This is a genomic window from Amycolatopsis sp. NPDC001319, assembly GCF_042896185.1.
In the GTDB taxonomy this organism is placed as follows: domain Bacteria; phylum Actinomycetota; class Actinomycetes; order Mycobacteriales; family Pseudonocardiaceae; genus Amycolatopsis.
The window spans coordinates 140,475-156,855 of record NZ_JBIAWY010000010.1 but is presented as its reverse complement, the minus strand read 5'-3'; the positions used below and the strand labels follow the sequence as shown (position 1 = coordinate 156,855).

The following is a 16,381-nucleotide window of genomic DNA, read 5'->3' as shown; positions in this document are numbered from 1 at the left end:
GAAAAGAGAAGTGTGTCTGTCCTACCCTGGGGGAGGTCGTGCTAACGTCCGCGCCAGCGTGCGGATGCACGTGCGGATTCCCGAGCTGGCAACGGAAGGCGGGGACGATGGACCATTCACCCTGCGACGTCGAGTCCGGCCTGCGCGCCCTCATCGCCCGCGGCTACCAGTTCGTGCACCCCAGCGACGCCACCGGCGAAGTCCTCGCGGTCGTCGGCGTCCGCGTCCACGGCGACGTCGTGGACGTCTTCCGCCTCGACGCCGAGGACGACGCCACCGCCATCCGCATGCCCGCGGACGAAGAAAACGTTTTCACGCCCAGCACCTGGCTGTGGCGCACAAGCGGCCCCGCCGCCCACGTGCTGGCCGGCCTCCTCGCCCTCCCGGACGACACCACCCCCGGCACCTCGGGCGGCTGCTGGATCCCCGGCCGTCCGGGCACGGCGAAATGGCTCGCCGCGAGCTGACCCGCCACCGCGCCGGCTGACAACCGGCGCGGCCGCACGGCCCTTACCAACCTGGCTACTGCGCCCGCTCCCCCGGCGCGCACCGGATCACAACCCGGCCAGTACCTCCGCCTCCTCCGCCGCCGACAGGCCCGCGCGGCGCTCGCGGTCCAAACCCAGCTCGCGTTCACGCTCCAGTGCGCCCGTGACGGCGTCGGAGAGGGGGCGGACGTCGAGGCCCGCCGCGAGTGATGGGGCCGGGTCGTGGGAGGCGAGGCCGGCGTAGGTGGGCGGGAGCCAGAGGGGCAGGGAGCGTGGACCGGACCACGGGGCGACGCCGGCGGTTTCCAGCTGGGTGTCCGTGGCGGGCACGAAGTCGACGTCCGTGCCGACGGCCGCGGCGATGTCGGCGAGCAGCTTGCCCAGGCCGACGGCGGGGCCGATCGCGTCGAAGGTGCCGGTCAACCCCGTCTCGGACGCCGTGACGATCCAGGCCGCGAGATCGCGCACGTCGAGGTACTGGGCGAGCCGGTCGGAGGCGGGCACGAGCACGCGGCCGCCGCGGGCGAAGCGGCCGGGCCAGTAGCCGAAGCGGTCGCTGCCGTCGCCGGGGCCGGTGATCAGGCCGGGCCGCACGACGAACGCGCGCTCCCCCAGGGCGGCGCGCACGGCGTTCTCGCTGGCCACCTTGATTCCGCCGTACAGCCCGGTGCCGCCTTCCGCGGCCAGGTCGGCGCGGGTGGCGTGGCGCGCCAGCGGCTCCACCAGCGGGCCGGTCGCCGGGGTCTGGCCGGGTGTGGCCTCGTCGGCGTAGACGTTGATCGTCGAGACGAACGTCCAGTGCGCCACGCGGTCCGCGAGCGCCGCCAGTGCGCGCTCCACCCACGGGAACGACATCGGCGCCACGTCCACCACGGCGTCGAACGCGGGCAGCGCGGCCAATCCGTCCGGATCGTCCCGGTCCACCTTGATCAGGCGCGCGCCGTCGGGCACCGTCCCCGACTCGCCGCGGGCCGCGCACACGACCTCGTGGCCCCGCCTCAGTGCCTCCGCCGCCACCGCCCGCCCGACGAACACCGTCCCACCCAGCACGAGAAGTCTCATGCCCCTCACCCTGGCCCGCCCGCCACGGCGCGACCACCGGTCTCGCGGAGGGCGAACGCGCCCCTCAGCCCAGCACCCGCTCCGCCGCCAGCGCCGCCTGCGTGCGGCTGCCCACCTGCAGCTTCGCGAGGAGGTTGCCCACGTGGACCTTGACCGTGCGTTCCGCCAGGCCGAGCTCGGCGGCGATGTCCCGATTGGACAGTCCGCGGCCGAGCAACGCCAGCACGTCGCGTTCGCGCGGGGTGAACGGCTCGGCCGGGGCCCCGAGCTCCGCGGCGACGGCCGGGCTGACTGCGGTCACCCCGGCGTGCGCGGCGCGGACGGCGGCAGCCAGCTCCTCGCCCGTGGAGTCCTTGAGCACGAACCCGTCCGCGCCCTCGGCCAGGGCGCGCCGGATGTCGCGCGCCCGCCCGATCGTCGTCAGCATCACCACGCGCGGGCGGGGCGTGCGCGCCCGCAGCCGACGCAGCACCTCGAGGCCGTCGAGGCCCGGCAGGTTCAGGTCCAGCAGCACCACGTCACCCAGGTCGCCCGGCACGGCGAGCAGCTCGGCACCGTCGGCGTGCACGCCGGTCACGGTGAGGTCCGGCTGCGCGGCGAGGATTAGGGCGAGACCTTCGCGGACCAGCGCGTGGTCGTCGACGACGCGGATCCCGATCACCGGCGCAGTCTACCCTCGGCCCGTGCGCCGACTCGCCGATCGACGGCTCCTCGCCGACCTGGCCACCACGCTCCTGGTCGCCCTCCTGCTCGCTCTGGGCGGCACGTGGCAGCCGGGCCACGGCGGCGCCGGCCCGCTGCTCGTCGTCGCGCAGCTGCTGCCGTTGCCCTTTCGCCGGCGGTTCCCCGGCTGGGTGCTCGCCGTGGTCGCCGCGACGACCGTCGCCCACCTCGTGACCAGCGCGCCGCGCAACCTCGACTACCTCCCGGTCCTGCTCGCCCTCTACACCGCGCCGATGTCGCCGCGCCCGCTCGTGCGGTTCTGGCTCTGCGGCGCCACGACGGCCGCCCTCGGCGCGGCGATGGTGCCCGCCAAGGGTTTCGTGGACGGCGCGCTGCTCACCGCCGCCATCTGCGTCGTCGCCTGGCTGCTCGGTGTGGAACGCCAACGCCACGTCGCCGAACGCGCGGAGTTCGCCGCGCAACGCACCCGGCACCGGCTGGAACGCCTCGCCGCCGAACGCCGCGACCGCACCGCACGGCGGCTGCACGACACGCTCGCGCGCACCACCACCGTGATGCTCGTGCAGGCCGAGGCCCTGCGCGCGGTCGGCGACCTGACCGACGCCGACCGCCGGCGCGTCGACGCGATGCTGTCGGCCGGCCGCGACGCACTGGGCCAGGTCCGCGCGACGCTGCGCGAACTCCACGGTGACGAGGAACCCGCCGCCGAACCCGCGCTGGCCGATGTGCTCGACCAGCTGCGTTCCGCCGGTCTGGTCCTCGACACCGTGCCGGACGCGGCGGCCCTCCCCGGCCCCGTCCGTCCGCTCGCCGGGCGCGTGATCGCCGAAGCCGCCACCAACGCCCTGCGCCACCACGGCCCGGGCACGCGTCTGGGCGTCGACGTCGCCGTGACCGGCGGGCAGGCCCGGATCACCGTCGCATCGAAGGTCCGGACCCCACCGGCCGGGGAAACCGCCGGCGCCGGCTACGGCCTCACCAGCCTGCGCGCGCAGCTGGCCGAGCGCGGCGGCTCGCTCACCGCCGGACCCGTGGCCGGCGGCTGGTCCGTGGTGGCCGTCATCCCTTGCCCCGCAACGCCAGCAGCTGCGACACCGTGACGAACCGGTAGCCGCGCGCCCGCAGCCCGTCGATCGCGGGGCCGAGCGCCTCCCGCGTCGCCTCGCGGGCCGGGTACATCGCGTGCAGCACCACGATCGACCCCGGGCGCACGTGGGTCACCACGTACTCGGCGGTCGCGGCGGCCGAAGCGTCGACGTCGGGGTAGGAGTTCGGCTCGACGTCCCACATGATCGTCTGCCGGCCGTGCGCGTGGAGGTAGTACGGGAGCGCGAGCAGCTTCTTGCCGTTGGGCGGGCGCACGGTGATCTCGCCCCGGTAGCCGGTCCGGCGGATGAGCGCGTCGGTGCGTTCGATCTCCGCGGCGACGTAGCCGGGCGTCACCAGCACCATCCGCTCGTGCGAGTACGTGTGGTTGCCGAGTTCGTGCCCGGCCGCGGCGAGCTCGCGGCCCAGCTCGGGGTGTGCCGCCAGCTCGCGGCCGATGAGGAAGAACGTCGCCTTCACCCCGCGCGAGGCCAGCGTCGCGAGCACCGGAGCGACGCCGGCCGGGTCGGGCCCGTCGTCGAAGGTCAGCGCCACGACCTTCTGCGGCGTCTCGACCCGGTCGGTGAGGCCGCCGAAGAACTGGAACGTGCGGGCGTCGGCCACCCGCAGCAGCGCGTACCCGCCGCCGAGCAGCAGCACGAGCACGACGGCGAGCGAGATCGTCCGGCGGCGGGCCCGCCGGGACAGGTGGGGACGGATCATGCGCGCCACCCTGCCCACCCGCCCGGTGCGCCGGAAGCGGCGGAGGTACTAGTCCCTCCGGTCGATCGGCGAGCCGGCAGTACCGGCACCCGCGAGTCCGGAGTAGAACGGCAAGGGTGATCACCGAAATCGCGATCATCGACGTGAAACCGGGCGCCGGGGACGAATTCGCCGCCGCGTATGCGAAAGCCCGCGAGCTGCTCGCGAGCACGCCCGGCTGTCGGCGCGCTCGCATGATGCGCAGTGAAGAGAGCCCGGACCGCTTCGTCGGTGTCGTCGAGTGGGAGTCGAAGAAGCACCACCTGGAGAACTTCCGCGGCACCGACCGCTACGCCGCATACGGCGCGCTGCTCATGCCCTACCTCGCGGCGCCACCGCGGGTGGAGCACTTCGAGGCCGTCTGACGGGTCAGGCGCTGCGGCGGGACCGGACGCCGGCCGCCCGCGCGATCATGCCCGCCAGGTCGGCGACCGGCGCCGGGTCGTCGGGGAGCTGGCCCACGGCGACGCGGATGTGCGGCGCGCCGGAACGGCCCGTGAAAGACCGGCTGCCCGCGCCGACGGAGACGCCGTGCGCGGCCAGCGTGACCAGCGTGCGGGTCTCGTCGGGCACCGGCACCCAGAGCGTGAGCCCGTCGCCCGCGGCCACGTCGAGGCCGTGGTCGCGCAGCGCCTCGGCGAGCACCGTCCGCCGCGCCGCGTAGCGCCGGCGCGCGCGGTGGACCAGCGCGTCCGTGCCGGGGTCGGTGAGCAGGAACGCCTGCGCGTCCTGCAGCACCCGGCTGGACCACGCCGTGCCGAACGCCCGCTGCGCGCGCACCCGCTCCACGAGCGCGGCCGAGCCGCCGAGCACGCAGCTGCGCAGTTCCGTGCCGAACGCCGTGCAGTAGGACCGCACCAGCAGCACCTGCCCGGGCAGGTGCGTGCCCAGGCTCGCCCCCGCCGAAGCGGCGAGCGGGCCGAAGTCGTCGGCCTCGATCACGGCCGTGTCGGTGTGCGCGAGCACGGCGGCGAGCTCCGCGACGCGGGCGGCGGCCACCGTGTGGCCCAGCGGATTCTGCGCGCGCGGCTGGTAGACGAAGGCGACGGGCCGGTGCGCCAGCGCGGCCTCCAGCGAGTCGGCTCGCGGGCCGGTTTCGTCGCAGCGCACCGGAACCACGTGGATGCGCGCCGCCCGCAGGTGCCGCAGCAGCCACGGCGCCGTCGGTTCCTCGACCGCGACGACGTCGCCGGGGCGGGCCACCGCCCGGCACGCCAGCGAAACGCCTTCCTGACCACCGGCGGCGACCGTCCACGCCTCCGCCGCGAACGGCCACTCCGGCTTCACCGCCGCCCGCAGCCGGGCGCTGATCGGTTCCTTCACCGCCGGCCGCTCCGACCGCACCCCGGCGGCCACGGCGTCCTCCAGTGGCGGCAGCAGCGCGGCATCGGGTGAGCCGTGCTCCAGGTCCACCGACTGCCAGCCCGGGAACATCCGCGCGGGCGGAAGCCCAGCGGGCGGCGCCAGCACCGTCGTGCCGCGCCGGCGGCCCGTGCCGATCAGCCCGGCCGCGCGCAGCTGCGCCCACGCCTCCGCGATCGTCGTGGGGCTCACCGACAGCTCGGCCGCGAGCGCGCGCACGGTCGGCAGCCGCGTGCCGGGCTGCACCTCGCCGTCGCGGATCAGGCCCGACACGGCGCCCGCGATCCCGCGCGCCGTGCGTTCGCCGATCCGCACGGCGAGCCAGCCGAGCCCGACCGGCGCCGTCGTCGCGAGTTCGCCCGAGGCCACGCACCGGCTCCCCTCATTCGGTGAGAAATCGATCTGTCGGGATCGAAAACTAGGCCGCCCGCACCCGGCCGCAAAGCGGTTTCACATCCTGGTCGGCCCCGGCAAAGGCGGTACAAAACCGCCGGTTCGCCCACCTGTGCGCACATTCCTTCGGTGACCGAATGAACTCCCCGGAACCGGTTCCGCTGATCCGGCCGCCGGATCAGACCACTGGTACGTCCACACCGGACCGGACCCGAAAGTGTTTGCCCCGTCGCCCGGCCGGGTACTCCGAATCCATCGGTCCCCATTACAGAACAGCTGGAGAATCCATGATCGTGCTCGGAGTCATCCTGCTCGTCGTCGGTTTCATCACCGGCATCTCGATCCTGTGGACGATCGGCATCGTCCTGCTGGTCATCGGTGCGGTCCTGGCCATCCTGGGCGGAACCGGCCGCAAGGTCGGCGGCCGCGCGCACTGGTACTGAGCCGCGAAGTTTGAACCGTCCGAAAACGGGTAACCCTCCCGCCTGCGCGAAAGGAGCGGTCGTGAGCGATAAAATGCAGAACAAGGCCGATGAATTGAAGGGCCGCGCCAAAGAAGCACTCGGAAATGCCACCGGAAACGAACAGTGGCAGGCCGAAGGCAAAGCGGACCAGGCCAAGGGTGCCCTCAAGCAGGCCGGCGAGAAGGTCAAGGACGCCGTCGACGGGCTGAAGAACAAGGACTGACACGCGGGTGAACGAGCGCCGCCGGGTACCGCCCGGCGGCGCTCGCGTGTCCCGGGATGTTGAGGCGCCCCAAGGGAAAACGCCCCCGAACGAGTGAGATCACAGTCTCACAAAACCGAGGATTGGCCAGAAGGATGAGAGGGTAGCCGTGGGACGCCGCCCGTCCCGACCGGCGCGGCCACGATCGCGGTGTGGCTGACCGCCCGACCTGGGAGAATCGCCATGACGACCTCACTCACCCCCGAGATCACCGAAAAGACGTCCGCGAAAATCGCCGGACGCCCCGAATTCCCGCGCCCGGCACCGGCTCCGGCCGCCTCCGCACCGGAGGCCCCCGCCGCAGACCTCACCGGTGTGCACACGACCGTTCCGGACCCGGACTCCGACACCCGAGGAGCCGGTTCGCAGCTGCACCGCCTCGCCGCCATGGCTTCGCTGCAGGACTGGATCCGGCGCAGCAGCCCCGTTCTCATGCACGAAGCCGTCCTCGCCGGGGAAAGCCCCGCCGAGGTCGCCTCGGCCGCCCGGCTTTCGGTCGCGCAAGCGCACCTCACGTGGAACACGTGGGCCACCCGCCGGCTGGCGTCCGCCACCCCCGGAGAAGCCCTTCCGTTGCGCCAGTACCTGCGCGTGCACACCGCCTTCGCGCGGGCGCTGAACGACGCCTGATCATTCGGTCGCCGAACTGGTCACCGGCCCCGAGGCCGCCCGGCACTGCACCGAACGGGGTATGGCCGGGCGAGACGGACGCGGGCTTGGCAGTATTGGCGCATGGCTGAGTCCGGTGTCCCCGCCGACGACGCGGGCCGGGTGGAAACCACGGGCGGTGCCGTCGCGCTGAGTGAGAGCGACGGCGCCACGGTGCTGGCCGTGAGCGGCGCCCTCGACCTCGCACTCGCTCCCCAGCTGCGCCGGCTCGTGGACCGCGCCGCGCGCACGGGGGCGCCGGTGCTCGTGATCGACCTCAGCGCCGTCGACTTCCTGGCGTCGGCGGGGATGGCGGTGCTCGTGTGGGCCCACCGGCAGGCCGAACCCGCCGACGTGCGCGTGGTCGCGAGCAGCCGGCTCACACTGCGGCCGCTGGAGCTGACGCGTCTGACCGACGAGCTCGCCTTGTTCCCCTCCTTGCCCGCCGCGCTGGAGGGCGCATGACGACCACCGACGGCCTGGGGCCGGTGGCACAGGCCGTGCGCAAGGCGTTCGTCGACGCCGAGGGCCGGCCCGTGGCCGTGCGGGTCCGCCGGCTCGATGCCGCGGACTTCCGGGGCCGCGGCCGGATCGTGGTCCCCGACGCCGCGACCGTGGCGCAGCTCGTGCCCGCCCAGCGCGTGACCGGCGCGGTGGTCGTCGCCGACGACGACGCCACCGTGCTGCTGCACACCGACGCCCCCGAAGGCGCCCGTCTCGCGCCGACCGCGGCCGGGGTCGACGCCGCGACGGCCGAGCTCACCGGCACCGTGAGCCGGCTGCGGGCCGAGGCCGGCGTCGTCGACGCCCTGCACTCCATCGGCCGCCGCCTCACCGCGCAGCTCGACCTCGACGTCGTCGTCCAGGACGCCACCGACGCCGCCACCGGTGCGACCGGCGCGGCCTTCGGCGCGTTCTTCTACAACCTCGTCGACCAGTTCGGCGAGTCCTACACGCTGTACACCCTCTCCGGCGTGCCGCGCGAAGCGTTCTCCCGCTTCCCCATGCCCCGCAACACCGCCGTGTTCGGCCCGACCTTCGACGGCACCGGCACCGTCCGCAGCCCCGACATCACGGCCGACCCGCGCTTCGGCCGCAACGCGCCGTATCACGGCATGCCCGAAGGCCACCTGCCCGTGCGCAGCTACCTCGCCGTGTCGGTGGTGAGCCCCACCAGCGGCGAGGTGCTCGGCGGGTTCTTCTTCGGCCACCCCGGGACCGGCCGGTTCACCGAGCGCCACGAGTACCTCGCCGAAGGCATCGCGGGCTACGCCGCCATCGCGCTGGACAACGCGCGCCTCTACGAACGCGAGCGCACCCTCGCCGCGGAGCTCTCGCGGAGCATGGTGCCCGCCGCGCCGCGGATCCCGGGCCTCGACCTCGTCACGCGGTACCTGCCGGCCGCCACCGGCAGCAAGGTCGGCGGCGACTGGTTCGACGTGCTCCGCCTCGGCTCGGGGGCCACCGCGTTCGTGATCGGCGACGTGGTCGGCCACGGCGTCACCGCGGCCACCGTGATGGGCCAGGTGCGCACCGCGATCCGCTCGTACGCGCTGCTGGAGCTGCCGCCCTCGGAAGTGCTGCGCAATGTCTCGCAGCTCACCGGCCGCTTCGCGGAGCCGAGTTTCGTGACCTGTTTCTACGCCGTGCACCAGCCTGCGGACCACTCGCTGACGTACGCGAACGCCGGGCACCTGCCCGGCGTGCTCGTCCACCCCGACGGGACTCCCGAGCAGATCGGCGAGGCGCTGGCCCAGCCGCTCGGCGTCGGCGCGGAGTTCCCGCAGGAGCGGGTGGCCTTCCCGCCGGGCACCGATCTCGTGCTCTACACCGACGGTCTCGTGGAGAGCCGCACCCGCGACCTCACCGTCGGCATCGCCGGGCTGCTCGCCGCGCTCGGCGGCCTGCGGGACGGCTCCGACGCGGAAACCGCGTGGGACCGCCTGATCCAGGACCTCACCGGCGGCGACCACGACGACGACATCGCGGTGATCCACGCGCGCCACCGGGCCGGGGGTGCGGCATGACCGGGCGAGCGACCGAAGACCGCACCACACCGGAGTTCCGCCGCCGCGTCACCGCGGCGGCGGAACCGCTGATCGGGCTGCGCCGCGCCCTCGCCGCCTGGGTGGCGGGGCTCGACATGAGCACCACGCAGCAGGAGGACATGGTGATGGCGAGCTACGAGGCCATGGCCAACTCCGCCGAGCACGCCTACGAGGGCCGGGAAACCGGTGTCCTCGACGTCCTCGCGACCTGTGTGGACGGTCGGGTCACCGTGGTCGTCACCGACTACGGCCGCTGGCTCCCGCCCCGCCCGACCAACGGCCTGCGCGGCCGCGGCCTGCCGCTGATGCAGGGGCTCGCGCACGAAAGCGAGTGCGTGCAACGCCCGGACGGCACCACGGTGACGCTCAGCTGGCAGCTCGAACCGGCCGGCTAGCGGGCCGCAGGATGCGGTTCGCCGACCAGGCGAGCAGCAGGAGCTCGGCCACGGAGAACCCCAGCAGTGCCATCGGGCTCGACACCCACACCAGCGCCAGCCCGACGGCGAGCACCGGCACGACGAGGCCCGCGTAGGCCGCGAGGAACAGCGCCGCCAGCACCTGGCCACGCGAGCGCGGGCCGGCCAGCGTGGCCACAGTGGTCACCGACGCGCGGAAGCCGAGCCCCATGCCCGTGCCGGCGAGGAGGCTGCCGGCGAAGAACAGCCACAGCGAAGGCAGCAGCGCCGCGACCGGCAGCACCACGAGTCCCACGGCCATCAACGCGAAGCCGAGCCGCAGCTGCCACGCGACGGTGAGCCACGCGAAGACGATCTGCCCGAGCGCCGCGGCGACCAGCAGCGAAGCCGCCGCGATCCCGGCGAGCAGATGGCCGCTCTGGTGCAGACCTTGGGCGAGCAGCGTCGGGGCCAGCGCCGCGAACAGACCCGTGATCGCGAAGGACGCGAACACGGCGATGGCCGCGCCGAAGAACGTCGGCTTCGCGTCGGCCGGCAGCGAAAGCCGCTGCGGCCGGTAGGCGGGCGGCTCGTCCCACGGCTCGACGGTCTCGGGCACCAGCGCCACGGCGATCGCGGCCGCGACCAGCACCACCAGGAACACGGCGAACGGCGTGGTGAGCGGGCTGGTCGCGTACTTCGCGAAGAACCCGCCGACGAGCGGGCCCAGGCCGAGCCCGCCGAGGTTCACCACGCTCGCGATCAGCCCCGCGCGCCCGGCGTGCTCGCCGGGCCGCGCGATGGCGCGCAGCTCCGACAGGTGCGCGGTGGCCGTGGCGGTGAGCGCGCCGATGCCGGCTCCGCTGACCAGCCGGGCCACCAGCAGCACCGGCACCTCGCCTGACGACAGGAACAACGCGGCCGCCAGCGCCTCGGCGAGGGTGGCGACGACGATCACACGGCGCCGGCCGAGCCAGTCGCTCACGTGGCCGGCGAGGTAGAGGCTCGCCATCACGCCCACGGCGTAGGCGGCGAAGACGAGGGTGACCACGAACGTCGGGAACCCGTCTTGGCGCTGGTAGATCGCGTACAGCGGCGTCGGCACGGTGGAGAACGCGAGCGACGCGGCGAACGCGAGGGCGATCACGCGGAAGCCCCAGTCGTGGGTGAGCCTCGGGCGGGCTGTTCGGACTGTTCGGGCTGTGTGGGCTGGGACGGGCGAAACGGTGTGGAGCATGGCTGCCTTCCCCGGAAGATCGTTGTGCCTTCAACCATCCGCTCGGCGACTCATTTAGTCCAACGAAAAGTCTTGGCGACAGTTATCGCCAGATGCGATAATTCGCGGCGTGGAAACCCGCCAGCTCGAGTACTTCGTGGCCGTGGCCGAGGAGCTCAGTTTCACGCGCGCGGCGCAGCGGTTGTTCGCCGTCCAGTCCACGGTGTCCGCCACGATCCGCACGCTGGAGACCGAGCTGGGCACGACGTTGTTCGACCGCTCCACGCGCAAGGTCGCGCTGTCGGCTTCGGGTGAGTTGTTCCTGCCGGAGGCGAAGGCCGCGCTCGACGCCGTGGAGCGCGCCCGCGAGGTGGTTCAGGAGGCCTCGGCGGGCCTGCGGGGCAGCCTGCGGGTGGGCACGCTCACGAGCGTCGGCGCGCTCGACCTGCCGGCGGTGCTCGGCGCGTTCCACGACCGGCACCCGCTGGTCGACCTGCATCTGACGGTGTCGGTCACGGGCTCGACCGGCCTGGCCGAGGACGTGCGCCACGGCCGGCTCGACGTCGCGCTGCTCGGCCTGCCCGAAAGCGCACTGCCGGGCCTGACCGTGCGCACGATCGTCACGGTCCCCTACTTCGCCGTGCTCCCGGCCGCGCACCGGCTCGCCGGCCGGGCGTCGATCTCCTTGCGGGACCTGGCCGGCGAGCGATTCGTGGACGCGCCGCGCGGCTTCGGCAACCGCATCGCGATCGACCAGGCCTGCGAGTCGCTCGGCGTCCCCCGCCGGGTCCCGGTGGAGGTCGCCGACCTCCGCGTGATGCCCCTGTACGTCGCCGCCGGGCTGGGCGTCGCCGTGATCCCCGACCTCATGCCGCTGACCGCGCCCGGCACCGCCGTGGTGCCGCTGGAAGACGCCGGGCTCACGTGGCCCCTCTCGGTCGTGAGCCACGGTGAAAAGGCCCCCGGACGGGCGCTGCGGACCCTGCTCGATCTACTGGTGGGGACCGATTTCTTACAGAAGTCGGACGACGGCGCAAGCGGCCGTCCGAGGGAATAGAAGGAGCCCGTACGGTGTCTATATAACTGCACGTCCAGGTGCGTTTCACCTGGTTCCCCAGCTCGAGCCGAGAGGCCGCGAAGGGAGAGCTGTGTCCCAGCAGACCCAGTACAACAAGAACCCGGAAGCCGTGTCCCGGCTGACCCCGGAGCAGTACCGCGTGACCCAGCAGGACGGGACCGAGCGGGCGTTCGCGAACGAATACTGGGACAACCACGAGCCCGGCATCTACGTCGACGTCGTGTCCGGCGAGCCGCTGTTCGCGTCGGTCGACAAGTACGACAGCCACTCCGGCTGGCCGAGCTTCACCAAGCCGATCGAGAAGACGAACGTCGTCGAGCGCAACGACTTCAGCCACGGCATGATCCGGGCCGAGGTCCGTTCGCTGCACGGTGACAGCCACCTCGGCCACGTCTTCGACGACGGCCCGGTCGACCAGGGCGGTCTGCGCTACTGCATCAACTCCGCGTCGTTGAAGTTCATCCACCTCGACGACCTGGAGAAAGAAGGGTATGGAGACTTCCGTGCCCTCTTCACCGACAACACCGACAAGTAGGGAGACGACGTGACCACTGAAAAGGCGATCCTCGCCGGCGGATGTTTCTGGGGTATGGAGGAGCTGTTCCGCCACCAGAGCGGCGTCGTGTCCACGCGCGTCGGCTACAGCGGCGGCGACACCCCCAACGCGACCTACCGCAACCACGGCACCCACGCCGAGGCCATCGAGGTCCTCTACGACCCGGCGCAGACCGATTTCCGGAACCTGCTCGAGTTCTTCTTCCAGGTCCACGACCCCACGACGAAGAACCGGCAGGGCAACGACATCGGGATGAGCTACCGCTCCGCGATCTACTTCACGAACGACGAGCAGAAGAAGGTCGCCGAGGACACCATCGCCGACGTCGAGGCCTCCGGCCTCTGGCCCGGCAAGGTCGTCACCGAGGTCACCCCGGCCGGTGACTTCTGGGAGGCCGAGCCCGAGCACCAGGACTACCTCCAGAAGTACCCGAACGGCTACACCTGCCACTTCCCCCGCCCCGGGTGGAAGCTGCCCAAGCGGGCGACGGCCTGATCACGACGGCGCGCGGACTCACGTCCGCGCGCCGCGCGTTTTTCAGCACCTTCTTTTTCACCGCCTTCTTTTTCAGCACAGTTCCCGCGCGGCCGGCGCTGCCCCACCGGCGCGTGTCACGGACCAAGGCCCGGCCGACCCGAGGAGATCCCGATGCGCGACTACCCGGACGCGATCACCCCGACCGACCACGTCGAGCCCGTGCCCCGGCGGATCCGCGCCGTGCTCGGCGGCGAGACGGTGCTCGACACCACCCGCGCGCTGTACGTGTGGGAGTGGCCGAACTACCCGCAGTACTACATCCCGTTCGCCGACGTGACGCCCGGCGTGCTCGTGGACGAGAACCACCCGCAGCACCTCAAGCGCGGCACCGCGCGCCGCCAGACCCTCAAGGCGGGCGACCAGGTGAAGCCCGCCGCCGCGCGCCTCTACGGCGAGGACGCCGCCGCCGGGCTCGCGGACCACGTCCGGTTCGAGTGGGCCGCCCTCGACGCGTGGTTCGAGGAGGACGAGCAGGTGTTCGTCCACCCGCGCAGCCCGTACACGCGCGTCGACGCCCTGCGCTCCACCCGGCACGTGCGCGTCGCGCTGGAAGGCCGGACGCTCGCGGAGTCGTCGTCCCCGGTCCTGCTGTTCGAGACCGGCCTGCCGACGCGGTACTACCTCAACCGCACCGAGGTGGACTTCTCGCACCTCGTGCCCACCGGCACCGTCACCGAATGCCCGTACAAGGGCACCACCACCGGCTACTGGTCCGTGCGCGTCGGCGACGTGCTGCACCAGGACCTGGCCTGGTCCTACGACTTCCCGACGCGCTCGCTCAGTGCGATCTCCAACCTGATCTGCTTCTACAACGAGAAGATCGACCTGTTCGTCGACGGCCGGGAAATCCCCCGGCCGACCACGCACTTCTCCTGACGGTCAGTCCGCTTCGGACTGCAACCGGGCGAACGCCGAGGTCACGGTGCCCGCCAGCCGGTCGCCTCGCGCGGCGTGGCCGGCGGGCACCGTCACGCACACGGTGAACCGGTCGGCCCACGTCATCACGCCCACCGCCACCGGCACGTCCGGCGCCAGCGACAGCACGGGGTACACCGTGCGCACGAGGGAACCGTTGAGCACCACCGGCGAACGCGCGCCCGGCAGCACCGAGGCGATCATGCTGAACCAGGTGCCGCGGTAGACGAGCCGTGCCACGCGCCGGTGCAGCCACGGCGGCAGGATCCCGATCACGCGCACCACGGCGTTGCCCGCCCGCGGCGCGCCGCGGGTCACCTGCTCGGCCAGCAGCTCCCGCGTCGCGCGCACGCGTTCGGCCAGCGACATCGCGCCGGTCGGCAGGTCGACGCTCGCCGCCCCCGTGTGGTTGCCCAGCTGGCGGAACGTGCCGGTGTCGCGAACGGACATCGGGATCAGCACCCGCACCCGCTCCGGCGCGGCCGCGCCCAGCTCCTGGTGCACCGCCTCCGCGACGAGCGCGAGCACGAAGTCCGTGGTGGGCACGCCGACCTTGCGGGCGGCCGCCCGCACCTGCGGCGCCGACAGGTGGGCGCGTGCGTAATGCCGCCGCGGGCCCGAGATCCCGGTCTCCCACGGCACGCGCGGCGCCGTGCCCGCCCGCGCGAGCGCCCAGACGCCGCGGGCCAGCTCCTCGGCTTCCTTCCTGCGCCCGGGCCGTTTCCGCGTCACGGCCGACACGCGGTCGGCCGCGCCACGCAGCCGGCTGCGCCGCAGCGGCGCCGGCGGCGGGTCCAGCGGCGGTTTGCCACGGGCCTGCCCGACGAGGGCGCCGATCACCGCGATGCCGTCGCTCGCCGCGTGGTGCAGGGCGATGAGCAACGCGCCCTGCTCGCCTTCCAGGCCCGTCACGAGCCGCGCCCGCACCGGGTGGTCCGGGGTGACGGGCTCGGAGAAGAAGTCGTCCATCTGCGCGGTGAGCGAGGATTCGAGCTCGCTGCCCGCCGGCAGTTCGACGTCGCCGAGGATGCCGTCGGCGCTGCGCGCCGGGTCCTCCTGCCACTTTGCCCGCCACAGGCCGCCACCCGGCAGCAGCCGCGCACGCAGGCCGGGCGTCGCCGACAGCAGGTGGACGGCGTCCGCGTGGGTGGGGCGCGAACCGTCGGCCTTCGGGTCGAGCATCAGCACAGCGCCGACCTGCTGGGGCACCTGCGGGGTCGCGACGTGGAGGAACAGCGCGTCTTCGGGCCGCAGCCGCTGCGGCGCCGGGTTGAGCGGAGAGTCCACGAGCGACTCGAGCGCCGCCGTGAGCGACGTCGCCGAGTCGCAGTGCCGGGTGGCCGCCTCCGCCATCGCCTTGAGCCGCTCCGGCTCGGCGAGCAGCGTGCGGACGGAACCGGTCAGCTCACCGTCCTTCTCGGTCACGAGCGCGAGACCGGCCTCGGCCATCAGCCGGGCGTTGGCCTTGCCGTGCGCGGCGATCGGGCGGTGCATGAGCACGGGCCGCCCGCACGCCAGGGCCTCCAGCCCGGTCGCGCCGCCGGCGTTGGTCACCACGACGTCGGAGGCGATCGTGTAGTCGGCCATCCGGTCGGTCCAGCCGACGACCCGCAGCCGCGGCTCGCCGAGCCGGTCGAGCCGGTGCTGCAACGCCTCGTTGCGGCCGCAGATCGCCACGGGCAGCACCTCGGGCCCGGCCGCGAGCAGCTCGCGCACCGTGCCCTCGACGTCGCCGAAGCCCAGCGAGCCGCACGAAACCAGCGCCACGAACGCTTCCGGCGGCAGTCCCAGCCGATGCCGCGCGCCCGCGCGGTCGCCGGGCCGGAACTCGGCGCGCACGGGTGGCGCCGACACCCCCACCACGGCCGACGGCGCGCACCGGCGGGCCAGGCCCACGGCGACGTCGTGCATCACCATCGTGAGGTCGGCCGAGCCGTAGACCCAGAACGGGTGCGGCGCGAAGTCCGACACCCACGCGCCGATCGGCGCCCGCAGCTTCCCGCGCCGGCGCAGCCACGCCAGTCCCGCGGTGCCCATCGGGTACGTCGACAGCACGAGGTCCGGCGCGAAGTCCGCCACCGGTTTCGCAAGCCGCCGCCCGCACCAGGACGCGGTGAAGCGCTTCGACGCCGCCGCGAACCACGCGAGGCGCCAGATGGCGTCGTAGAAGAACTCGTACAGCCACGGGGTGGTCTCGACGTTCGCCACGTAGATGCGGCGGAACAGGCCCCCGAACCCCGGCCCCAGCTGGTCGAGGGCGTCGAGCCACTTGACCTCGGCGGCGGGCCAGCGCTCGCGCACGGCGCCCTCCAGCGCCCGTCCGGTGGCGTTGTGCCCTTCCCCCATGTTCGCCGAGACGATCAGCACGCGCTCCAACGCGCCCCCTTCGCCAGAGGTGCCGCGAGCGGCGGTCACCAACTGCATG

Annotated in this window: 19 protein-coding genes; 13 read left to right on the top strand and 6 right to left on the bottom strand. The window is 73.2% G+C overall.

The genetic code is table 11. The annotated features are described in order from the left end of the window. Nucleotides 1-107 precede the first annotated feature (107 nt). Nucleotides 108-467, top strand: a complete 360-nt coding sequence (locus ACFY1H_RS34060) for a hypothetical protein (protein WP_366577953.1) — start codon at nucleotides 108-110, stop codon at nucleotides 465-467. An 87-nt stretch (nucleotides 468-554) separates the two neighbouring features. On the opposite strand, the gene ACFY1H_RS34055 is transcribed toward ACFY1H_RS34060, so the two are convergent. Beyond that, nucleotides 555-1,550 (bottom strand): NAD-dependent epimerase/dehydratase family protein, encoded by a 996-nt coding sequence (locus tag ACFY1H_RS34055; RefSeq protein ID WP_366577952.1) that lies wholly within the window; start codon nucleotides 1,548-1,550, stop codon nucleotides 555-557. A gap of 64 nt (nucleotides 1,551-1,614) precedes the next feature. Continuing rightward, a complete protein-coding gene (locus ACFY1H_RS34050; RefSeq protein ID WP_386953321.1) occupies nucleotides 1,615-2,211 on the bottom strand; it encodes a response regulator in 597 nt (198 codons plus the stop codon). A gap of 22 nt (nucleotides 2,212-2,233) precedes the next feature. On the opposite strand from ACFY1H_RS34050, the gene ACFY1H_RS34045 reads away from it, so the two are divergent. Then, a complete protein-coding gene (locus ACFY1H_RS34045) occupies nucleotides 2,234-3,334 on the top strand; it encodes a sensor histidine kinase (RefSeq protein ID WP_386953318.1) in 1,101 nt (366 codons plus the stop codon). On the opposite strand, the gene ACFY1H_RS34040 is transcribed toward ACFY1H_RS34045, so the two are convergent. Beyond that, nucleotides 3,294-4,043 carry a polysaccharide deacetylase family protein gene (locus tag ACFY1H_RS34040; RefSeq protein WP_386953315.1) on the bottom strand — a complete coding sequence of 250 codons (750 nt, stop codon included), beginning with the start codon at nucleotides 4,041-4,043 and terminating at the stop codon, nucleotides 3,294-3,296. The genes ACFY1H_RS34045 and ACFY1H_RS34040 overlap by 41 nt on opposite strands. Nucleotides 4,044-4,159: 116 nt before the next feature. On the opposite strand from ACFY1H_RS34040, the gene ACFY1H_RS34035 reads away from it, so the two are divergent. After that, nucleotides 4,160-4,447 carry an antibiotic biosynthesis monooxygenase family protein gene (locus tag ACFY1H_RS34035; protein ID WP_366577946.1) on the top strand — a complete coding sequence of 96 codons (288 nt, stop codon included), beginning with the start codon at nucleotides 4,160-4,162 and terminating at the stop codon, nucleotides 4,445-4,447. A gap of 4 nt (nucleotides 4,448-4,451) precedes the next feature. Here the strand turns inward: ACFY1H_RS34035 and ACFY1H_RS34030 are convergent, their stop codons facing one another. Next, nucleotides 4,452-5,813, bottom strand: coding sequence for an aminotransferase class I/II-fold pyridoxal phosphate-dependent enzyme (locus ACFY1H_RS34030; protein WP_386953311.1), 1,362 nt, complete (start codon nucleotides 5,811-5,813; stop codon nucleotides 4,452-4,454). Between the two features lie 311 nt (nucleotides 5,814-6,124). Here ACFY1H_RS34030 and ACFY1H_RS34025 point away from each other — a divergent pair, with 311 nt between their 5' ends. The 6 genes from ACFY1H_RS34025 to ACFY1H_RS34000 all read left to right on the top strand — a co-directional run bounded on the left by ACFY1H_RS34025 (nucleotide 6,125) and on the right by ACFY1H_RS34000 (nucleotide 9,654). Further along, nucleotides 6,125-6,280, top strand: coding sequence for a hypothetical protein (locus tag ACFY1H_RS34025; RefSeq protein WP_326834498.1), 156 nt, complete (start codon nucleotides 6,125-6,127; stop codon nucleotides 6,278-6,280). Nucleotides 6,281-6,341: 61 nt separating this feature from the next. Beyond that, complete coding sequence (locus tag ACFY1H_RS34020; RefSeq protein ID WP_360595731.1) at nucleotides 6,342-6,524, top strand: CsbD family protein; 183 nt, start codon at nucleotides 6,342-6,344, stop codon at nucleotides 6,522-6,524. 222 nt (nucleotides 6,525-6,746) lie between these two features. Continuing rightward, nucleotides 6,747-7,193: a hypothetical protein gene (locus ACFY1H_RS34015; RefSeq protein ID WP_386953306.1), complete on the top strand. Its 447-nt coding sequence runs from the start codon at nucleotides 6,747-6,749 to the stop codon at nucleotides 7,191-7,193. Between the two features lie 102 nt (nucleotides 7,194-7,295). Then, complete coding sequence (locus ACFY1H_RS34010) at nucleotides 7,296-7,676, top strand: STAS domain-containing protein (RefSeq protein WP_366577940.1); 381 nt, start codon at nucleotides 7,296-7,298, stop codon at nucleotides 7,674-7,676. Then, nucleotides 7,673-9,238 carry a PP2C family protein-serine/threonine phosphatase gene (locus tag ACFY1H_RS34005; RefSeq protein ID WP_386953303.1) on the top strand — a complete coding sequence of 522 codons (1,566 nt, stop codon included), beginning with the start codon at nucleotides 7,673-7,675 and terminating at the stop codon, nucleotides 9,236-9,238. The genes ACFY1H_RS34010 and ACFY1H_RS34005 overlap by 4 nt, the downstream gene beginning before the upstream one ends. Next, a complete protein-coding gene (locus ACFY1H_RS34000; protein ID WP_386953301.1) occupies nucleotides 9,235-9,654 on the top strand; it encodes an ATP-binding protein in 420 nt (139 codons plus the stop codon). Before ACFY1H_RS34005 ends, ACFY1H_RS34000 begins: the two co-directional genes overlap by 4 nt. On the opposite strand, the gene ACFY1H_RS33995 is transcribed toward ACFY1H_RS34000, so the two are convergent. Continuing rightward, nucleotides 9,626-10,801, bottom strand: coding sequence for an MFS transporter (locus tag ACFY1H_RS33995; protein ID WP_386953298.1), 1,176 nt, complete (start codon nucleotides 10,799-10,801; stop codon nucleotides 9,626-9,628). The genes ACFY1H_RS34000 and ACFY1H_RS33995 overlap by 29 nt on opposite strands. 199 nt (nucleotides 10,802-11,000) lie before the next feature. Between ACFY1H_RS33995 and ACFY1H_RS33990 the strand changes: the two genes are divergently transcribed. From ACFY1H_RS33990 to ACFY1H_RS33975, 4 genes are all read left to right on the top strand, one after another. Continuing rightward, complete coding sequence (locus ACFY1H_RS33990; RefSeq protein ID WP_366577932.1) at nucleotides 11,001-11,927, top strand: LysR family transcriptional regulator; 927 nt, start codon at nucleotides 11,001-11,003, stop codon at nucleotides 11,925-11,927. A 91-nt stretch (nucleotides 11,928-12,018) separates the two neighbouring features. Continuing rightward, nucleotides 12,019-12,483 carry a peptide-methionine (R)-S-oxide reductase MsrB gene (gene msrB, locus ACFY1H_RS33985; protein WP_366577930.1) on the top strand — a complete coding sequence of 155 codons (465 nt, stop codon included), beginning with the start codon at nucleotides 12,019-12,021 and terminating at the stop codon, nucleotides 12,481-12,483. Between the two features lie 9 nt (nucleotides 12,484-12,492). After that, nucleotides 12,493-12,999, top strand: a complete 507-nt coding sequence (msrA, locus tag ACFY1H_RS33980) for a peptide-methionine (S)-S-oxide reductase MsrA (RefSeq protein ID WP_386953294.1) — start codon at nucleotides 12,493-12,495, stop codon at nucleotides 12,997-12,999. Nucleotides 13,000-13,152: 153 nt separating this feature from the next. Further along, the gene (locus ACFY1H_RS33975; RefSeq protein WP_366586697.1) at nucleotides 13,153-13,917 is read left to right on the top strand and encodes a DUF427 domain-containing protein; all 765 of its coding nucleotides are present in this window, start codon (nucleotides 13,153-13,155) and stop codon (nucleotides 13,915-13,917) included. 3 nt (nucleotides 13,918-13,920) lie between these two features. Here the strand turns inward: ACFY1H_RS33975 and ACFY1H_RS33970 are convergent, their stop codons facing one another. After that, nucleotides 13,921-16,380 (bottom strand): WS/DGAT domain-containing protein, encoded by a 2,460-nt coding sequence (locus ACFY1H_RS33970; protein ID WP_386953291.1) that lies wholly within the window; start codon nucleotides 16,378-16,380, stop codon nucleotides 13,921-13,923. Between the last annotated feature and the right edge of the window lies 1 nt (nucleotide 16,381).